General features: G+C 68.2%; 16 protein-coding genes and 1 tRNA gene. 8 read left to right on the forward strand and 9 right to left on the reverse strand.

Annotation, left to right across the window (positions count from 1 at the left end; genetic code table 11):
- Nucleotides 1-247: 247 nt before the first annotated feature.
- From P3L51_RS11320 to dnaA, 9 genes are all read right to left on the reverse strand, one after another.
- Nucleotides 248-324, reverse strand: a tRNA-Ile gene (locus tag P3L51_RS11320).
- An 82-nt stretch (nucleotides 325-406) separates the two neighbouring features.
- Complete coding sequence (locus P3L51_RS11325) at nucleotides 407-1081, reverse strand: DUF3566 domain-containing protein (protein WP_354605003.1); 675 nt, start codon at nucleotides 1079-1081, stop codon at nucleotides 407-409.
- Nucleotides 1082-1170: 89 nt separating this feature from the next.
- Nucleotides 1171-3798 (reverse strand): DNA gyrase subunit A, encoded by a 2628-nt coding sequence (gyrA, locus tag P3L51_RS11330; protein WP_354605004.1) that lies wholly within the window; start codon nucleotides 3796-3798, stop codon nucleotides 1171-1173.
- Nucleotides 3799-3839: 41 nt separating this feature from the next.
- Nucleotides 3840-5918, reverse strand: coding sequence for a DNA topoisomerase (ATP-hydrolyzing) subunit B (gyrB, locus tag P3L51_RS11335; protein ID WP_354605005.1), 2079 nt, complete (start codon nucleotides 5916-5918; stop codon nucleotides 3840-3842).
- Nucleotides 5919-6503: 585 nt separating this feature from the next.
- Complete coding sequence (locus P3L51_RS11340) at nucleotides 6504-7103, reverse strand: DciA family protein (protein WP_354605006.1); 600 nt, start codon at nucleotides 7101-7103, stop codon at nucleotides 6504-6506.
- Nucleotides 7100-8242, reverse strand: coding sequence for a DNA replication/repair protein RecF (gene recF / locus P3L51_RS11345; protein ID WP_354605007.1), 1143 nt, complete (start codon nucleotides 8240-8242; stop codon nucleotides 7100-7102). Before recF ends, P3L51_RS11340 begins: the two co-directional genes overlap by 4 nt.
- 44 nt (nucleotides 8243-8286) lie before the next feature.
- On the reverse strand, nucleotides 8287-9225 hold the full coding sequence (gnd, locus tag P3L51_RS11350; RefSeq protein ID WP_354605008.1) for a phosphogluconate dehydrogenase (NAD(+)-dependent, decarboxylating): 939 nt from the start codon (nucleotides 9223-9225) through the stop codon (nucleotides 8287-8289).
- A gap of 128 nt (nucleotides 9226-9353) precedes the next feature.
- Entirely contained in the window at nucleotides 9354-10484 is a 1131-nt protein-coding gene (gene dnaN / locus P3L51_RS11355) for a DNA polymerase III subunit beta (RefSeq protein WP_078079617.1), read from the reverse strand.
- Between the two features lie 909 nt (nucleotides 10485-11393).
- Nucleotides 11394-13199 carry a chromosomal replication initiator protein DnaA gene (gene dnaA, locus P3L51_RS11360; RefSeq protein WP_354605009.1) on the reverse strand — a complete coding sequence of 602 codons (1806 nt, stop codon included), beginning with the start codon at nucleotides 13197-13199 and terminating at the stop codon, nucleotides 11394-11396.
- A 361-nt stretch (nucleotides 13200-13560) separates the two neighbouring features.
- On the opposite strand from dnaA, the gene rpmH reads away from it, so the two are divergent.
- The 8 genes from rpmH (at nucleotide 13561) to P3L51_RS11400 (ending at nucleotide 19624) form a co-directional block, all read left to right on the forward strand.
- A complete protein-coding gene (gene rpmH, locus P3L51_RS11365) occupies nucleotides 13561-13698 on the forward strand; it encodes a 50S ribosomal protein L34 (RefSeq protein WP_014047156.1) in 138 nt (45 codons plus the stop codon).
- Between the two features lie 18 nt (nucleotides 13699-13716).
- The gene (rnpA, locus tag P3L51_RS11370) at nucleotides 13717-14088 is read left to right on the forward strand and encodes a ribonuclease P protein component (protein ID WP_354605010.1); all 372 of its coding nucleotides are present in this window, start codon (nucleotides 13717-13719) and stop codon (nucleotides 14086-14088) included.
- The gene (gene yidD / locus P3L51_RS11375; RefSeq protein ID WP_354605011.1) at nucleotides 14085-14450 is read left to right on the forward strand and encodes a membrane protein insertion efficiency factor YidD; all 366 of its coding nucleotides are present in this window, start codon (nucleotides 14085-14087) and stop codon (nucleotides 14448-14450) included. Before rnpA ends, yidD begins: the two co-directional genes overlap by 4 nt.
- A 3-nt stretch (nucleotides 14451-14453) precedes the next feature.
- The gene (gene yidC, locus P3L51_RS11380) at nucleotides 14454-15728 is read left to right on the forward strand and encodes a membrane protein insertase YidC (protein ID WP_354605012.1); all 1275 of its coding nucleotides are present in this window, start codon (nucleotides 14454-14456) and stop codon (nucleotides 15726-15728) included.
- A gap of 51 nt (nucleotides 15729-15779) precedes the next feature.
- On the forward strand, nucleotides 15780-16292 hold the full coding sequence (locus tag P3L51_RS11385; protein WP_023540257.1) for a Jag family protein: 513 nt from the start codon (nucleotides 15780-15782) through the stop codon (nucleotides 16290-16292).
- Nucleotides 16293-16402: 110 nt separating this feature from the next.
- Complete coding sequence (gene rsmG / locus P3L51_RS11390; RefSeq protein WP_354605013.1) at nucleotides 16403-17119, forward strand: 16S rRNA (guanine(527)-N(7))-methyltransferase RsmG; 717 nt, start codon at nucleotides 16403-16405, stop codon at nucleotides 17117-17119.
- Nucleotides 17120-17408: 289 nt separating this feature from the next.
- Complete coding sequence (locus P3L51_RS11395; protein WP_354605014.1) at nucleotides 17409-18485, forward strand: ParA family protein; 1077 nt, start codon at nucleotides 17409-17411, stop codon at nucleotides 18483-18485.
- Nucleotides 18482-19624, forward strand: a complete 1143-nt coding sequence (locus P3L51_RS11400; protein WP_354605015.1) for a ParB/RepB/Spo0J family partition protein — start codon at nucleotides 18482-18484, stop codon at nucleotides 19622-19624. The genes P3L51_RS11395 and P3L51_RS11400 overlap by 4 nt, the downstream gene beginning before the upstream one ends.
- The last annotated feature ends 88 nt before the right edge of the window (nucleotides 19625-19712 follow it).

Raw genomic sequence — 19712 nt, forward strand, 5'->3', positions numbered from 1 at the left:
TGGTGCCACCCGCGTCTCCGGCTTCCTCCTGGCCGGTCCCGCTGGCGACATGAGAAACATACGGCGGCACGACACCCCCCGGCATGGGCCCCAAGGCCCAACCCCAGGCCCAACCCACACCTTGGGCCCGCCCGCCGAGTGGGCACCGGCAAGTCACGGACCAGTAACAGGCCCCGAAGAATCAGCACATGCGAAAAGCCCGGCAGATCCTGAGATCTGCCGGGCTTCCGGCCAGCACGTTCAACTCTGGTGGGGCTAACAGGATTTGAACCTGTGGCCTCATCCTTATCAGGGATGCGCTCTAACCAACTGAGCTATAGCCCCGCGCTGCCCCTGAAGATTAGCGCACTCCAGGGCCAGTCCCAAAATCGATAAGGGGGCCGCACCCGCCCTCTCGCTCGGCCTCTTACTCGTCCTCGGCGAGCGTCAGCTCGACGCCGCCCACAAAGCCCGCCGACAGGTTGTAGATGAAGGATCCGAGCGTGGCCAGAGCGGTCGCCAGCACCACGTCGATCACGGCGATCACCGACGTGAAGATGAGCACTCGCGGCAGCGAGAGGAACGACTGCAGGTCGAAGCCGTTGCTCTCGTTCGAGCCCGTCGCCTCGCTGATCGTCCCGCCCACCGTCGAGAAGACCCCCATCGCGTCCATGACCATCCACAGCACCGCCGCGGCGATGACCGTGCACACGCCGAGCGCGATGGAGAGCAGGAAGCTGACCTTCATCACCGACCACGGGTCGGCCTTCGCCACCCGCAGCCGCGCCTTACGCGTACGCGGAGTCGTACGCGCCCCCGTGCGCGGCAGGCGTACGCCCGCCGCCGTGGGCTGTCGGCCACCGGCCGTTTGTGTCTGTCCCGGCTGACCCGCCGCCACGCCCTGCCCCTGTCCTTGACCAAGCGTGACGTGCGGCTGGGCCTGCGACGGCTGTGCGGCCGATCGCTGTTGTCCGCCCTGTGTCCCCCCGCCCGACGGCGTCGGATACGCCTGCGGCGGGTGGTACGGCTGCGCCGCCTGCTGCTGCGGCTGCTCGGATCCGTACGTTTCGTAGGGGGGCTGCTGCCCCCGGGTGTCGGTCACCGTAACCCCCTGGGAGTCCGTGGCAGGGCCACGGGCACCGCTCGCTCCGGAAGCGGCCGATCCGGCGCCCGTGGCTCCACTCACGCTGTCTACTCCTCGTGCTCCGCGACCGAGGGCTGGGTGCCCTCAGCGTCCTCGGCAGGCGCGGCTCCATCGGTCACCGGAGCCTCGTCGGCATCCTCGCCGACAACCCCTTCGACCTCTTCAGCCTCACGACCGGCCTCGGCATTACGAGCGATGCCGACCACGGCATCGCGCTTGCCCAGGTTGATCAGTTGGACACCCATCGTGTCACGGCCCGTCTCCCTGACTTCGTTGACTCGCGTGCGAATCACACCGCCGCCCAGGGTGATGGCGAGGATCTCGTCCGTCTCCTCCACCACCAGCGCACCGACCAGCGACCCGCGGTCCTCCACGATCTTCGCGGCCTTGATACCGAGGCCGCCACGTCCTTGGACGCGATACTCGTCGACGTTGGTTCGCTTCGCGTAGCCGCCGTCAGTAGCAGTGAACACGAACGTACCGGGCCGCACCACATTCATCGACAGCAGTTCGTCCCCTTCGCGGAAGCTCATCCCCTTCACACCCGATGTCGCCCGCCCCATCGGGCGCAGCGAGTCGTCCGTCGCGGTGAACCGGATGGACTGCGCCTTCCGACTGATGAGCAGCAGATCGTCGTCCGCCGACACCAGCTCGGCACCGATCAGCTCGTCGTCCGCGCCCGAGTCCGTCTCACGAAGGTTGATCGCGATCACACCACCGGAACGGGGCGAATCGTAATCCTTCAGTGACGTCTTCTTCACCAGACCGGCCTTGGTGGCCAGAACCAGATACGGCGCCGCCTCGTAGTCCCGTACGGCGAGGATCTGCGCGATCTTCTCGTCCGGCTGGAACGCCAGCAGGTTGGCCACGTGCTGACCGCGCGCGTCGCGGCCGGCGTCGGGCAGCTCGTACGCCTTCGCCCGGTACACCCGGCCCTTGTTCGTGAAGAACAGCAGCCAGTGGTGCGTCGTCGACACGAAGAAGTGGTCGACGATGTCGTCCGACTTGAGCTTCGTACCGCGCACGCCCTTGCCGCCGCGCTTCTGCGAGCGGTAGTCGTCGGTCTTCGTACGCTTCACATAGCCGCCACGCGAGATGGTGACGACGATGTCCTCCTCGGCGATCAGGTCCTCGATGGACATGTCACCGTCGAACGGCACCAGCTTGGAACGCCGGTCGTCACCGAACTTGTCGACGATCACCGCCAGTTCCTCGCTGACGATCTGCCGCTGCCGCTCGGGCGAGGCCAGGATCGCGTTGTACTCGTTGATCTTCGTCTGGAGTTCGTCGTGCTCGGCGACGATCTTCTGCCGCTCCAGCGCCGCAAGCCGGCGCAGCTGCATCTCCAGGATCGCGTTCGCCTGGATCTCGTCGATCGACAGCAGCGTCATCAGGCCGCCGCGGGCGATCTCGACGGTGTCGCTGCGCCGGATCAGCGCGATGACCTCGTCGATGGCGTCCAGCGCCTTGAGGAGACCACGCAGGATGTGCGCGCGCTCCTCGGCCTTGCGCAGCCGGAACTTCGTGCGCCGGACGATGACCTCGATCTGGTGCGTCACCCAGTGGCGGATGAACGCGTCGATCGACAGCGTGCGCGGCACGCCGTCCACCAGCGCCAGCATGTTCGCGCCGAAGTTCGTCTGCAGGTCGGTGTGCTTGTAGAGGTTGTTCAGCACGACCTTGGCGACCGCGTCGCGCTTGAGCACGACCACCAGCCGCTGCCCCGTACGCGAGGACGTCTCGTCACGGACGTCGGCGATGCCGCCGACCTTGCCGTCCTTGACCAGGTCGGCGATCTTCTGCGCGAGGTTGTCGGGGTTGGTCTGGTACGGCAGCTCCGTGACGACCAGGCACTGCCGGTTCTGGATCTCCTCGACCGCGACGACCGCGCGCATCGTGATCGAGCCACGGCCCGTGCGGTACGCCTCCTCGATGCCCCGGCGGCCCACGACCAGCGCGCCGGACGGGAAGTCGGGGCCCTTGATCCGCTCGATCAGCGCGTCCAGCAGCTCCTCGTGCGAGGCCTCCGGGTGCTCCAGGGCCCACTGCGCGCCCGCGGCGACTTCCCGCAGGTTGTGCGGCGGGATGTTGGTGGCCATACCGACGGCGATACCGGCCGAGCCGTTGATCAGCAGGTTCGGGAAGCGCGCCGGCAGGACCGTCGGCTCCTGGTTGCGGCCGTCGTAGTTGTCCGTGAAGTCGACGGTCTCCTCGTCGATGTCCCGGAGCATCTCCATCGACAGCGGCATCAGCTTGCACTCGGTGTACCGCATGGCGGCGGCCGGGTCGTTGCCGGGAGAGCCGAAGTTGCCGTTGGAGTCCACCAGCGGCATCCGCATCGACCACGGCTGCGCGAGACGGACCAGCGCGTCGTAGATCGAGGAGTCGCCGTGCGGGTGGTAGGTGCCCATGACGTCACCGACGACGCGGGCGCACTTGTAGAAGCCCTTCTCGGGCCGGTAGCCGCCGTCGTACATCGCGTACAGCACCCGGCGGTGGACAGGCTTCAGACCGTCCCGTACGTCGGGCAGCGCACGCGACACGATGACGGACATCGCGTAGTCGAGGTACGAGCGCTGCATCTCCGTCTCGAGCCCCACGGGCTCGACACGCATGCCGACGCCTTCCACGGCGGGCACCTCTTCGGGCATCACAGGAGTGTTCTCGTCGGCCATTGCTGGTCAAAATCCTTTCGAAGCGGTCAGCGGGGACCGACTCAGATGTCGAGGAAGCGGACGTCCTTGGCATTGCGCTGGATGAACGAGCGCCGGGCCTCGACGTCCTCACCCATCAGCACCGAGAACAGGTCGTCGGCCTGCGCCGCGTCGTCGAGCGTGACCTGGCCGAGCACACGGTGGTCGACGTCCATCGTCGTGATGCGCAGCTCCTCGGCGTTCATCTCACCGAGGCCCTTGAAGCGCTGGATCGAGTCTTCCTTGATCCGCTTGCCGTTCTGCTTGCCCAGCTCCACCAGGGCGTCGCGCTCCCGGTCCGAGTACGCGTACTCGAAGTCGTCCCGGCCCCACTTGATCTTGTACAGCGGCGGACGCGATAGATACACGTGGCCCGCCTCGACCAGCGGGCGCATGAAGCGGAAGAGGAACGTCAGCAGGAGGGTGTTGATGTGCTGGCCGTCGACGTCGGCGTCCGCCATCAGAATGATCTTGTGATAGCGGAGCTTCTCGATGTCGAAGTCCTCGTGCACACCGGTGCCGAACGCCGAGATCAGCGCCTGCACCTCCGTGTTCTGGAGGATCTTGTCGATCCGCGCCTTCTCGACGTTCAGGATCTTTCCGCGGATCGGCAGAATGGCCTGATACTGCGGGTTGCGACCGGACTTCGCGCTGCCGCCGGCCGAGTCGCCCTCGACGATGAAGATCTCGCACTTGGCCGGGTCGTTCGACTGGCAGTCGCTCAGCTTGCCCGGCAGCGACGCCGACTCCAGCAGGCCCTTGCGACGGGTCAGATCCCGCGCCTTACGGGCCGCGACCCGGGCCGTGGCGGCCTGGATCGACTTACGGATGATGTCGGCCGCCTCATTGGGATGCCGGTCGAACCAGTCCGTCAGGTGCTCGTGCACGATCCTCTGTACGAAGGTCTTCGCCTCCGTGTTGCCGAGCTTGGTCTTCGTCTGGCCCTCGAACTGCGGCTCGCCCAGCTTGACCGAGATGATCGCGGTCAGACCCTCGCGGATGTCCTCGCCCGCCAGGTTGTCGTCCTTCTCGCGCAGGAACTTCTTCTCGCGCGCGTAGCGGTTGACCAGGCCGGTCATCGCCGCGCGGAAGCCCTCCTCGTGCGTACCGCCCTCATGCGTGTGGATCGTGTTCGCGAAGGAGTACACCCCCTCGCTGTACTGCGAGTTCCACTGCATCGCGATCTCCACCGAGAGCAGCCGCTCCTTGTCCTCGGCATCGATGTCGATGACCGTGGGGTGGATCAGCTCGCCCTTGCGGGAGTTCAGGTACTTCACGAAGTCGACGATGCCGCCTTCGTAGTAGTACGTGACGGTGCGCACCGGCTCCTCGCCGGCCGCCTCGGCCGAGTCCGCGCCCGCGACATCGGCGCCGACGACGGCCTTCGCCGAATCGCGCTCGTCGGTCAGCTTCAGGGTCAGGCCCTTGTTGAGGAAGGCCATCTCCTGGAAGCGCCGCGACAGGGTCTCGAAGGAGTACTCCGTCGTCTCGAAGACGTCGGGGTCCGCCCAGAAGGTGACCGTCGTGCCCGTCTCGTCCGTCGCCTCGTTCTGCGCCAGCGGCGCCGTCGGCACCCCGAGCTTGTAGTCCTGTGTCCAGCGGTAGCCGTCGGTCTTGACCTCGACGGCGACCTTCGACGACAGCGCGTTCACGACGGAGACACCCACGCCGTGCAGACCGCCGGAGACGGAGTAGCCGCCGCCGCCGAACTTTCCGCCCGCGTGCAGCACCGTCAGCACGACCTCGACGGCCGGCTTGCCCTCGGACGGGACGATGCCCACGGGGATGCCACGGCCGTTGTCGATCACGCGTACGCCGCCGTCGGCGAGGATCGTGACGTCGATGGTGTCCGCGTGGCCGGCCAGGGCCTCGTCGACGGAGTTGTCGACGACCTCGGTCACCAGGTGATGAAGCCCACGTTCACCGGTCGAGCCGATGTACATACCGGGACGTTTACGGACTGCGTCCAGGCCCTCCAGCACCGTGATGGCACTGGCGTTGTACGAGCCCGTCACCTCACCGTTCTCACCGGTGGCTACGGACGGAGTCTTCTCGTTGGGGTTGCCGGAATCGGCCACGAAGCGCCCTTTCTGGCACAGCACAGGCCGTTCTCCGGACAGGCGGGAGCGGCTGCGTCGTTCGGCTTGCGACAGTGTTTGACAGTCTTGGAAGGCGAGTCCCGCCTGCGAGGCGGGATTCTCCATCAGTCTACCGGTAGCGGCGACCCGAATGGGGGTTTGCCGGTACCTGAGTCCGCATGTGCCGCCCTGAACCAGCGGCTGCCGACTCCCCATATTCGGGAAGGGGCTCCAAGAGGCTCACACGGGCTTTGAGCGCTTCGGGCTGTCAACCTCCGGCTACCGTGAGGGACACCTCACACTCCGCAGCCGTACGACGAGGTCACAGGGCTCCCCGGAAGGGCCCGGGGCGGTGCCGGGGAACGCGTGTGAAGTGGGGCCCGTGGAGAGGCTGTTGGGGTCGTATCGGCGCCTCGGAGGGCAGGTCGACGGGGCTCCGGGCGGCGTGGAGGTCAACGGCGGGGCGACCCGGTCAGCCGTACGGGGAGGAGGGGCGAAACCGGAGGAAACGTGTCGGGCCACGGCGGGCGGGGCTCGGGCCCCGGCGTACGCCTCCGGGAGCCGTACGCGACCGGCGCGAGACACCCGCCCGGGGCCGTACGGTCGCGCTCAGCCGTACGTGTCCCCCGGGCCCTTGCTGCCGGGCGCCCGCAGCGCGCCGAAGCGCCGCGGCGGACCGGCCGGGCCGCGCACCTTGATCACCTTCACCGTGCCGTGCCCCAGGTCCTCGTTCAGCCGGGCCACCAGCCGCGGGGCCAGCAGCCGCAGCTGCGTCGCCCAGGCCGTCGAGTCGCAGATCACCGTGAGGATCCGCTCGTCCTCCTCGTACCGCTCGGGTACGCAGTGCCTGGCCAGATCCTCACCGACGATCTGCGGCCAGCGGCCCATCACACCGCCCACAGCGGCGGGCGTCTCCCAGCCGCGCTCGGTGATCAGGCGGTTGATCGCGGCGCCCAGCGACAGCGGATCGCGGCCGTCGGCCCCCGAGCCCGACCGCAGGCCACCGCCCCGTCTGACGTGCTTCTTCTGCTGGGCCGCGGCGCCACGGGCCCGCGCCTGCTCCTTCGCCGCCCGCAGCGCGACCCGCGCCAGGTCGACGCCCGACGACTCGAGGGGCGCCGCCGCGGCCGCGGGGTCGGGCAGCGCGGCGGGCGCGCCGCCGGTCCTCGCGGACCTGTCCCGCTCGTTCTGCCTGTCCGGGCCGCTCATGCCCGCTCCACCGTGCCGTCGGCCACCGTGAACCGCACCCCGGCCAGAATGTCCGGCACGTCGTCGTCCACCGCCGCCGTGACGAGCACCTGCTCGCCCGGCGCCACCAGCTCCGCCAGCCGCTCCCGGCGCCGCGCGTCCAGTTCGGCGAAGACGTCGTCGAGGACCAGCACCGGCTCGTTGCCCTCGGCGCGCAGCAGGTCGTACGAGGCCAGCCGCAGCGCCAGCGCGTACGACCAGGACTCGCCGTGGCTCGCGTACCCCTTGGCCGGCAACTGGCCCAGCTTCAGCAGCAGTTCGTCCCGGTGCGGACCCACCAGCGTGACTCCCCGCTCGATCTCCTGCTTGCGTGTCCCCGCCAGGGCGGCCATCAACCGGGCGTACAACTCCTCGCGCGAACGCGGCGCCTCCGCGCCCGACCCTTCCGGCTCGGCGGAGGAGGAACGGTACTCCAGCGTCACCGGCCCACCGCCGGGCGCCAGTTGCTCGTACGCCTTGTCCGTCAGTGGCTGCAACGTCTCGATCAGGTCCAGGCGCCGCGCCAGCAACTCCGCGCCCACCTGGGCCAGATGCTGGTCCCACACGTCGAGCGTGGAGAGATCCATCCCGCGCCCGCCGTGCCGCCGCGCCATCGCCGCCGACTTCAGCAGGGTGTTGCGCTGCTTGAGCACCCGGTCGTAGTCCGAGCGCACGCCCGCCATGCGGGGGGAGCGCGCCGTGATCAGCTCGTCGAGGAAGCGGCGGCGCTCACCGGGATCGCCCTTCACCAGCGCCAGATCCTCCGGCGCGAACAGCACCGTGCGTACTATTCCCAGTACGTCACGTGGTCTGACCTGCGAAGACCGGTTGATCCTGGCTCTGTTCGCACGGCCCGGATTGAGTTCGAGCTCGATGAGCTGCGAGCGCTCGCCCTGGGTGACGGCGGCCCGGATCACCGCGCGCTCGGCGCCCATCCGCACCAGCGGGGTGTCCGAGGAGACCCGGTGGCTGCCGAGCGAGGCGAGATAGCCGACGGCCTCGACCAGGTTGGTCTTCCCCTGGCCGTTGGCCCCCACGAACGCGGTGACGCCCGGATCGAGCGGCACCTCGATCCGGGCGTACGAACGGAAGTCGGCCAGCGAGAGATGCGTGACATGCATGGACGTGACCGACCTCCCCTGCGCCCCTCCGCGAGTGCGAAGGGCTACTTCTTGTTCTTGGGACCGGCCGGCTTGGTGGGCTTACCGGGCTTGCCCGGCGTGCTCTCGTCCGCCTGCTCGACCGCGTGGCCACCGAACTGGTTGCGCAGCGCGGCGACCATCTTCATCTGCGGCGAGTCGTCCTGCCGGGACGCGAACCGGGCGAACAGCGAGGCGGTGATCGCGGGCAGCGGCACCGCGTGGTCGATGGCCGCCTCGACGGTCCACCGGCCCTCGCCGGAGTCGTCGGCGTAACCCCGCAGGGCGTCGAGGTGCTCGTCGCCGTCCAGCGCGTTGACCGCCAGGTCCAGCAGCCAGGAACGGATGACCGTACCGTCCTGCCAGGAGCGGAACACCTCGCGGACGTCGGTGACCGAGTCGACCTTCTCCAGCAGCTCCCAGCCCTCGGCGTAGGCCTGCATCATGGCGTACTCGATGCCGTTGTGAACCATCTTCGCGAAGTGGCCGGCGCCGACCTTGCCCGCGTGGACCGAACCCTTGTCGCCCTCGGGCTTGAGCGCGTCGAAGATCGGCTTGACCTTCGCGACGTTGTCCGCGTCGCCGCCGTACATCAGCGCGTAGCCGTTCTGGAGGCCCCAGACACCGCCCGAGACACCGCAGTCGACGAAGCCGACGCCCTTGATGCCGAGCTGCACCGCGTGCTTCTCGTCTTCCGTCCAGCGGGAGTTGCCGCCGTCCACGACCACGTCGCCGGGGGACAGCAGCCCCGCCAGCTCGTCGATCGTCGACTGCGTCGCCGCACCCGACGGGACCATCACCCAGACGACCCGGGGGCCCTTGAGCCTGCCCACAAGCTCTTCGAGGCTGTGGACGTCCGCGACGTCCGCGTTCCGGTCGTATCCGATGACGGTGTGGCCTGCGCGGCGGATGCGCTCGCGCATGTTGCCGCCCATCTTGCCGAGGCCGACGAGACCGAGCTCCATCAGTGGTTCCTTAAGCGTTGAGCCGACAATCGTTCAGGCACGGGGCGGGCGGCGACAGTGCCGCACGGCCCCGGCCCGAGCCTACGCCGGGCCTGGTGGGACGGCCCGAAGGCCCGGCGGGGACGCGATCAGCCCGACAGCCGCACCGGCATGATCAGGTACTTGTACGCGTCGTCGGCCTCGGCATCCAGCGCCGGCTTCCCACTGAGGAGCGCGGGCTTGGTGGAGGTGGTGAAGGAGAGCTGCGCGACGGGCGAGTCGATGGCGCTGAGGCCGTCGAGCAGGAACGTCGGGTTGAAGGCGATCGAGATGTCGTCGCCGTCGAGCTTCGCGTCGACCCGCTCCACAGCCTGTGCGTCGTCGCTGGAACCGGCTTCGAGGATGAGCACACCCTGCTCGAAGCTGAGCCGCACCGGGGTGTTGCGCTCGGCGACCAGCGCCACACGCTTGACGGCCTCGACGAACGGCGCGGTCTCGATCACCGCGACCGAGTTGAACTCCGTCGGGAACAGCGTCCGGTACTTCGGGAGGTCGCCCTCGAGGAGCCGCGTGGTCGTCCGGCGGCCGGCACCCTCGAAGCCGATCAGCCCTTCGCCCGCACCTGAGCCCGAGAGCGCCAGGGTGACCGTGTCGCCGCTCGTGAGGGCCTTGGCGGTGTCCAGCAGCGTCTTGGCGGGCACCAGGGCGACCGCGGAGATGTCGGAGACCTCCGGCTTCCACAGGAAGTCGCGGACGGCGAAGCGGTAGCGGTCGGTCGAGGCCAGGGTGACCGTGTCGCCCTCGATCTCGATCCGTACGCCGGTGAGCACCGGGAGCGTGTCGTCACGGCCCGCCGCGATGGCCACCTGGGCGGCGGCGGAGGCGAAGACCTCACCGGGCACGGTGCCGGTGGCGGTCGGCATCTGCGGCAGTGCCGGGTACTCGTCCACAGGCAGTGTGTGCAGTGTGAACCGCGAGGAGCCGCAGACCACCGTCGCCCGTACACCGTCTGTGGAGATCTCCACCGGCCGGTTGGGGAGGGCGCGGCAGATGTCGGCGAGGAGCCGGCCGGAGACGAGGACGGTGCCGTCCTCCTCGACCTCGGCGTCCACCGAGACCCGGGCCGAGACCTCGTAGTCGAAGCTGGAGAAGCTGAGCGCGCCTTCCTCGGCCTTCAGCAGAAGGCCCGCAAGAACGGGCGCCGGCGGACGGGCCGGGAGGCTTCGGGCCACCCAGGCCACCGCCTCCGCCAGTACATCGCGCTCCACCCGGATCTTCACCGGAACCGCCTCCTGCTGTTGCTGACTCGCCGTGCCGGCCTTCTTCGTCGTCGGCATGAGCTCACTCCGCCATGGGCAGGGTGAGGTTGCCGGGGACCAGTCTGACGTACGGCACCGACACTCGGTGCTGCTCGGGGTCAAGTCACGACTGCCGGGCCGGAGTGCTCCGGCACCGAGTTGTGCACAGCACCCACTTCCAAGCAGATTCCCAGGTAACTCCAGGTGTTAGTAGTAGTAGGGCCTGTGGATTCCGTGGATAACGTTGTTTTCGCAGGTCAAGCCCACTTTTTTGTCCACCGGTCCTGTGGGCGCCGACGGTGGACAACCCCGTCGCTCTGTGGACGGCCGAAAGTTCTGCACATGCGGTGCACAGGACACCCCGACTTCTCCCCAGGGTCGTCCCCAGCTTTTGCGACGTTCCCCACAGGGTCCGAGGCGACCTCGGTGTGACGCCTTTCACTCGACACGGTGAACAGTCGTGTTCTGTTGCCGAACAGTGGACAGCGATGTGGAGAAGCGGGTCGAGCCTGTGGGCAACAGGCCGCTGCCTGTGGGCCGCCGGTGGACAACCGGAGCCCGTGCCTGTGGGCGAAAAAACTGTCCACAGGCTGTGGATGAAAGTTGGCCACAAATCCCCAGGGGTCTGACCTGGCATGATCGACTTCCGGTCGGCCCGCCTGTGGACGCAGTCTGGACAACTTATCCATCCCCAGGGTGTGGACGGGAGATCGGGCCGCTTTCTGTGGAGAAGCCGGCCTCGACACCCCTTATTCGAACAGTGGTTGAGCGCGGGCCGGGCCCCGATGACCGGCCGGACGTGAGCCGGACATGACGAAGGGCGCCCCGGGACGGTGTCCCGAAGCGCCCTGAGGCGTTCTGAAGGCGGTCGCGGAGGCGTCCGCGACCCGGTCAGCCGTTCTTGATGCGGTTGGTCAGTTCGGTGACCTGGTTGTAGATGGAGCGCCGCTCGGCCATCAACGCGCGGATCTTCCGGTCCGCGTGCATCACCGTCGTGTGGTCACGGTTGCCGAACTGCGCGCCGATCTTGGGGAGCGACAGATCGGTCAGCTCACGGCAGAGGTACATCGCGATCTGGCGCGCGGTCACCAGCACCCGGCTGCGGGACGAGCCGCAGAGGTCCTCCACGGTCAGCCCGAAGTAGTCGGCCGTCGCCGCCATGATGGCGCCCGCGGTGATCTCGGGAGCCGAGTCCTCGCCCCCCGGGATGAGGTCCTTGAGCACGATCTCGGTCAGCCCGAGGTCCACCGGCTGCCGGTTGAGCGAGGCGAACGCCGTCACCCGGATCAGCGCGCCCTCCAGCTCGCGGATGTTGCGGGAGATCCGCGAGGCGATGAACTCCAGCACCTCGGGGGGTGCGTTCAGCTGCTCCTGCACGGCCTTCTTACGGAGGATCGCGATCCGCGTCTCCAGCTCCGGCGGCTGCACATCGGTGGTGAGGCCCCACTCGAAGCGGTTGCGCAGCCGGTCCTCCAGCGTGATCAGCTGTTTGGGCGGCCGGTCAGAGGACAGCACGATCTGCTTGTTCGCGTTGTGGAGCGTGTTGAAGGTGTGGAAGAACTCCTCCTGCGTCGACTCCTTGCTCGCCAGGAACTGGATGTCGTCGACGAGCAGGATGTCGACGTCCCGGTAGCGCTTGCGGAAGGTGTCGCCCTTGCCGTCACGGATGGAGTTGATGAACTCGTTGGTGAACTCCTCCGAGCTCACGTACCGCACCCGCGTGCCGGGATAGAGGCTGCGCGCGTAATGGCCGATGGCGTGCAGCAGGTGCGTCTTGCCGAGTCCGGACTCGCCGTAGATGAAGAGAGGGTTGTACGCCTTGGCCGGGGCCTCCGCGACGGCGACGGCCGCCGCGTGCGCGAACCGGTTGGACGCACCGATGACGAAGGTGTCGAAGAGGTACTTGGGGTTGAGACGTGCGTGGTGCTCACCGGGTCCCGGCGGCGGCGATGCCTGCGCGCCGAGCGGCCCGGTCGCCCCGCCCCGGCCGCCGTGCCGCGACTGCTGCGGGTCCAGGTCGTGCCGCTCCGGGCGCTGCTGCTCGTACGGCCGGCCGTCCTGAGACTGCGGCGGCCGGTAGTCGTGCTGGGGCTGCTGCGGGCGCGCGGTCGCGTACGGGTCACGGTCCTGGAAGCCGCCGAGCCGCTGCTGCTGCCAGGACAGGTCCTCCTGCGTCCGGGGCCAGGCGCCGGGGTCGGGGCGCTGCTGCTGGTAGTCGGGGTACGCGGGACGGGCCGTCGGCATGCCGTCGTCGTCGGAGGGGCGGCGGCCGTAGGGGTGGTAGCCGCCGTCCGGGCGCATGTCGTCGTGCCGGGAGTCGTCCGACCGAGGGTCGTCGTGACGGGGATCGCGGGGATCGCGCCCGTCGTCGTGCTGCGGGTTCTGGTAGCGATTCTGCTGGTGCGGCAGCGGCACGGGGTCGCCGGCCGAGTCGTCGACGGTGATGGCGATACGGATCGGCCGGCCGCACTCGCGGCTCAGGGTCTCGCTGATGAGCGGGGCGAGGCGGCCTTCGAGCACCCGCTTGCCCCACTCGTTTGGCACGGCGAGCAGCGCGGTGTCGGCCACCAGTGCGAGTGGCTGGCAGCGCTCGATCCACTGTTTGTCCTTGGGCTCCACGCCCTGCTGGCCCTCCCTGAGGAGCTGCTCCAGCACTCGCGGCCACACTGCGGCAAGATCGGCAGGTACGTCAGCCACAGGGCACGCTCTCTCGCTGGTCCCACGAATATGTGGTTCTCGGGACGGGGTGGGAAGACCGGCGGAAAAGAATCCGGAGTTCAGCCACGGTAGTCAGGCCGACCCACGCGGTTCAAGTTGTTGTCCACAGGCTGTGCATAATGGAACGTGGCAGCTAGCTGGTTTGACCGTATGGCGTAGCCGCGCGTACCGTGACCAGGTCGAGTTGTCGATGGCTGCTGCCGCCTGCCTCCGATGGGCAAGGATCACGATCCGTGGTCGTGAAGCGGTGCACTCGGGCGTAATCGCGAGCTTCTCGTGGGCGCACGGTGACAGCCAGGCGATGTCCCGCCCTCCCAATCATCATCTCTGGAGCCCCCGAGTGAGCAAGCGCACCTTCCAGCCGAACAACCGTCGTCGTGCCAAGACCCACGGCTTCCGGCTCCGTATGCGCACCCGCGCCGGTCGCGCGATTCTCGCGAACCGCCGTGGCAAGGGTCGCGCCAACCTGTCCGCCTGATCGCCAACAGGTTATGACGTGCTGCCTACCGAGAATCGGCTGAGGCGGCGCGAGGATTTCGCGACCGCGGTACGCCGGGGACGACGGGCCGGACGCCCGCTTCTTGTCGTACATCTACGTAGCGGTACTACGGACCCGCACGCGCCTGGGGAGAGCGATCCCCCGACGCGGGCGGGTTTCGTCGTAAGCAAAGCCGTGGGCGGGGCCGTCGTACGGACCCGGGTGAAGCGGAAACTCCGTCACCTCATACGCGATCGGCTGTCCCGGTTGGCCCCCGGTAGCCTGGTTGTCGTACGAGCGCTGCCCGGTGCGGGCGACGCCGACCATGCACAGCTGGCCCGAGACCTGGACGCCGCCCTTGAGCGGCTGCTGGGAGGGGGCGCGCGATGAAGTACCCGCTGCTGGCTCTGATCAAGCTGTACCAGTGGACGATCAGCCCGTTGCTCGGGCCCGTCTGCCGGTACTACCCATCGTGTTCCCACTACGGCTACACGGCCATCGACCGGCATGGCGCGGTCAAGGGAATCGGTCTGACGGCCTGGCGCATTCTGCGGTGCAATCCGTGGTCGCCGGGCGGTGTGGACCACGTTCCACCGCGCAAGCGCCCACGGTGGCATGAACTGCTGCGCAACGCGTGGCGCGGCACCAAGGGCGGGCAATCCGCCGCCGGCGTGCCTTCCGGGGGTTCGGCCTCGGCCCCCGAAACCCCGAGTCCGGCCGCAGAGACCTCGTCCAATGCTCAAGGAGCTTGATTAGTGGACACGATTGCCAGTTTCTTCAGTTTCATCACCACGCCAGTCTCGTGGGTCATCGTCCAGTTCCACACGGTGTACGGGGCGATCTTCGGCCCCGATACGGGCTGGGCCTGGGGACTGTCCATCGTGTCCCTGGTGGTACTCATCCGGATCTGTCTGATCCCGCTGTTCGTCAAGCAGATCAAGTCGACCCGGAACATGCAGGTCCTTCAGCCCAAGATGAAGGCCATCCAGGAGCGCTACAAGAACGACAAGCAGCGTCAGTCCGAAGAGATGATGAAGCTGTACAAGGAGACGGGCACCAACCCGCTCTCCTCGTGCCTTCCCATCCTGGCGCAGTCACCGTTCTTCTTCGCCCTCTACCACGTGCTCTCCAGCATCGCCTCGGGCAAGACGATCGGTGTCATCAACCAGTCGCTGCTCGACAGCGCGCGACAGGCGCACATCTTCGGCGCCCCGCTGGCCGCGAAGTTCACCGACAGCGCCGACAAGGTTGCGTCGCTGGACGCCACGCAGCTCTCCGTACGTGTCGTCACCGCGATCATGATCGTCCTGATGTCGGCGTCGCAGTTCTACACGCAGCGCCAGCTGATGACGAAGAACGTCGACCTGACGGTCAAGACGCCGTACATGCAGCAGCAGAAGATGCTGATGTACATCTTCCCGCTGATCTTCATGGTGATGGGCGTCAACTTCCCCGTCGGTGTCCTCGTCTACTGGCTGACCACCAACGTGTGGACCATGGGCCAGCAGATGTACGTGATCAACCAGAACCCGACTCCGGGCAGCAAGGCCCAGGACCAGTACCTCCAGCGGCTGCTCAAGAGCATCTCCACGCACAACGAGGTCCGCTCGAAGCGCAGGCGCAACATCGTCTCGGCGATCGTGGCCAAGGGGCCCGACCGCAACGACAATGAGCGTAAGTTCGTCAACAGCCTCTCCAAGACCGGTCTTGTCGCGCAGCCCGACGGCACGGTGATCAAGGGTGAGGCCCTGCCCGAGGGCGAGTCGCACGCGGCCAAGCGGCAGCAGCCCAAGCGGCAGCCCAAGTCGAAGCGACAGACCGGCGGCGGCCAGCAGCCCGCGCCGAAGACTTCGGGAACGAAGCCTTCCGACGACGCCACCGATGAGGCGCCCAAGACGTCGCTGCAGAAGAACGACGAGCCACAGGACAGCCAGCCCAAGCCGCCGCGCAAGACCGGCAACGGTGCCGCACGGGCCAAGTCCGGGCCGCGCAAGGGCCAGCAGCGGCCCAAGCACCCGACCAAGAAGTAAGCGCAGCGCCCCGAAGCCCGTAGCCAGCCCGTAGTAAGAAGGAGTCCATCCGTGTCGGAAGGCACCATCTCCGCCGCCGCCGAGGGTAGTGACACCCTCACCCGTCTTGAGCAGGAAGGCGAGATCGCGGCCGACTATCTCGAAGGTCTGCTCGACATCGCCGACCTCGACGGTGACATCGACATGGACGTCGAGGCCGACCGGGCCGCGGTTTCGATCATCAGCGATGTGAGTGGCCGTGATCTGCAGAAGCTCGTCGGGCGGGACGGCGAGGTGCTCGAAGCGCTCCAGGAGCTGACGCGGCTCGCGGTGCACCGGGAGACCGGCGACCGCAGCCGGCTGATGCTGGACATCGGGGGCTTCCGGGCGAAGAAGCGCACGGAGCTCGCCGAGCTGGGCGCCAAGACGGCCGACGAGGTGAAGAGCACCGGTGAGCCGGTGAAGCTGAACCCCATGACGCCCTTCGAGCGCAAGGTCGTGCACGACGCCGTCGCGGCGGCCGGACTGCGGAGTGAGTCCGAGGGCGAGGAGCCGCAGCGCTTCGTCGTCGTGCTCCCTGCCTGAGCGGTCTCTCGGTTCTCGGCCCCGTCTGTCCACAGGCGGGGCCGAACTTTGTCAGCCACACAGTGACTGTGAGCCACATCTTGGTGGTTCCGTACGGAAGGACGGTTCCCGTGACGGAGGCAGCAGAGCTTCCCCCTGCGCCGGACGAGGCGAGGACGGTGTTCGGGGACTCCTTCCCGGCGGCCGTCCGGTACGCGGAGCTCCTCGCGGACGCGGGAGTCACCCGCGGTCTCATCGGGCCGCGTGAGGTGCCGCGGCTCTGGGAGCGGCACCTGATGAACTGCGCGGTGCTCTCCGAGGTCGTGCCCGAGGGCGTGAGCGTCTGTGACGTCGGCTCGGGCGCGGGGCTTCCGGGCATCCCGCTGGCGCTGGTGCGGCCGGATCTGCGGATCACGCTGCTGGAGCCGCTGCTCCGGCGCACGAACTTCCTCCAGGAAGTGGTCGAGCTCCTGGGCCTGGACCATGTGACGGTGGTGCGGGGGCGCGCCGAGGAAGTACTCGGGACGCTCCAGCCCGTCCATGTGGTGACGGCACGCGCCGTGGCACCGCTGGACCGGCTGGCCGGCTGGGGCGTGCCGCTGCTGCGCCCGTACGGAGAGATGCTGGCGCTCAAGGGGGACACGGCCGAGGAGGAGCTGAAGGGTGCCCGGTCGGCACTGAGCAAGCTCGGTGTGATCGATTCCTCGGTGCTCCGGGTCGGCGAGGGTCTGGTCGACCCGCCGGCCACCGTGGTGCGCGCGGAGGTCGGGGAGAGTCCCGGCGGGGTGCGGTTCGCCACGAAGCGCGCCAGGGCCGCCCGCGCGGACCGGGTACGCCGACGCCGGTGACGCCCCCGCCGATGGAGTCCGGTGGCCTCTGTCGGCGATCTCTGCCGGTGCTGCTCCCATGGAAAGCAGCCCGGACCATCCACTGCGGAGTGTCGTGACGGTCTAGCCCTGCGGCGAGTGCATCGTGTTTCACGTGAAACGTCGTTCCCTGCTGCAGGGCATTATCGGCCGAGGTCGCGCCGCTTCCACACCGCGGGGCAAGAAACCCCTCGTAAGGGGTACCGGGTTGGCCACAGATATGGATTCATCCACAGAACCACGGGCCTCGCTGGTTCCCGACCCCGAAAGCATGGCAGGCTCTCCTCATTGCGAGCCTGAAGTCGAGGAGAGTGAATCCTTGCGGTCCGACGCCAACATCGCGGGACCGATGACCGATCCGGTCCCCGGTCCCCGTTCCGAGTCGTCGGGCGGCGATGTTTCACGTGAAACATCACCGCCCCCGATGGATGACACCCCCATCGGCCGCGCTGCCCAGCTGGCCGTGGAGGCCCTGGGGCGCGCCGGTGAGGGCTTGCCACGCCCCGAGCGGACGCGGGTCATGGTCATCGCCAACCAGAAGGGCGGCGTCGGCAAGACCACGACCACGGTCAATCTCGCCGCCTCGCTCGCGCTGCACGGCGCGCGCGTCCTCGTCGTCGACCTCGATCCCCAGGGCAACGCCTCCACGGCGCTCGGGATCGATCACCACGCCGAAGTCCCCTCGATCTACGACGTCCTGGTGGAGAGCAAGCCGCTCTCCGACGTGGTCCAGCCCGTGGTGGACGTCGAAGGTCTCTTCTGCGCACCCGCCACCATCGACCTCGCCGGTGCGGAGATCGAGCTGGTGTCGCTGGTCGCGCGGGAGAGCCGGCTTCAGCGGGCGATCGAGGCGTACGAGCAGCCGCTGGACTACATCTTGATCGACTGCCCGCCGTCGCTCGGCCTGTTGACCGTCAACGCGCTGGTCGCCGGCGCCGAGGTACTGATCCCCATCCAGTGCGAGTACTACGCGCTCGAAGGGCTGGGGCAGCTGATCCGGAACGTGGACCTGGTGCGGGCGCATCTGAACCCCACGCTGCACGTGTCCACGATTCTGCTCACCATGTACGACGGCAGGACACGGCTCGCCTCCCAGGTGGCCGACGAGGTCCGCAGCCACTTCGGTGAGGAGGTGCTGCGGACGAGCATCCCTCGATCGGTCAGGATCTCGGAGGCGCCGAGCTACGGGCAGACGGTACTGACCTATGATCCGGGTTCCAGCGGCTCCCTGTCGTACCTCGAAGCCGCTCGTGAAATCGCCCTGCGTGGGGTCGGCATGAGCTACGACGTCAAGCATGCCCACGCGATCGGCAACAGTCAGCAGAGCATTTCGAAGGGGACGCAGTGAGCGACCGACGTAGAGGTTTGGGGCGTGGGCTCAATGCGCTGATCCCCGCGGCTCCGCAGGAGAAGCAGACAGCCTCTTCCGGGGAGGCCAACTCCTCCGGACAGGGACCGGTCCTGACGGCGGAGCGCGGTGTCGCGGCTGCCAAGGTGGCGACGCTGCCGCAGACGCCCGCACCGGCGACGGCGGAGATCCCCGCCCAGGACACGCCGGTCCCGGCCGAGGTGACCGCGCCGGAAGGCGTGTACTTCGCCGAAGTGCCGATGGACTACATCACGCCGAACCCACGGCAGCCCCGTGAGGTGTTCGACGAGGACGCGCTCGCCGAGCTGGTCACCTCCATCAAGGAGGTGGGACTGCTCCAGCCCATCGTCGTACGGCAGTTGGGGCCGGAGCGCTTCGAGCTCATCATGGGCGAGCGGCGCTGGCGGGCCTGCCGGGAAGCCGGTCTGGAGCGCATCCCGGCGATCGTCCGCGCCACCGAGGACGAGAAGCTGCTGCTGGACGCCCTGCTGGAGAACCTCCACCGGGCGCAGCTGAACCCGCTGGAAGAGGCCGCGGCCTACGACCAGTTGCTCAAGGACTTCCACTGCACCCACGACCAGCTGGCCGACCGGATCGGGCGCTCGCGTCCGCAGGTCTCCAACACGCTGCGGCTGCTGCGGCTCTCGCTTCCCGTACAGCGCAGGGTCGCCGCCGGGGTGCTGTCTGCCGGGCACGCCAGGGCGCTGCTCTCGGTGGACGACTCGGACGAGCAGGACCGGCTGGCCCACCGCATCGTCGCCGAGGGGCTGTCCGTGCGCGCCGTCGAGGAGATCGTGACCCTGATGGGTTCACGGCCCAAGAGCACAGCTCGATCGAAGGGCCTGCGGGCCGGAGCCCTGCCGTCGCCCGCGCTGAACGATCTGGCCTCCCGGCTGTCGGACCGCTTCGAGACCCGGGTGAAGGTCGACCTCGGTCAGAAGAAGGGGAAGATCACCGTCGAGTTCGCCTCGCTGGTCGACCTGGAGCGCATCCTCGGCACTCTCGCCCCCGGCGAGGGCCGCGTCCTGGACAGGGGACCCGCCGACGAGGACGGTGACGACGCAGAGGGCGTGGACGGCCCCGACCGGTCGAACGGCCTGGAGCCCGACGAGAGCTGACGCTCCGCACACCGCCATAAGGGCGGGCCTTGTCCGGTACGAACCGGAACACGGCCCGCCCTTTGCCGTCCTCCGGTGTGCGCGGCAC

It is taken from the genome of Streptomyces panacea (assembly GCF_040560175.1).
Classification (GTDB): domain Bacteria; phylum Actinomycetota; class Actinomycetes; order Streptomycetales; family Streptomycetaceae; genus Streptomyces; species Streptomyces panacea.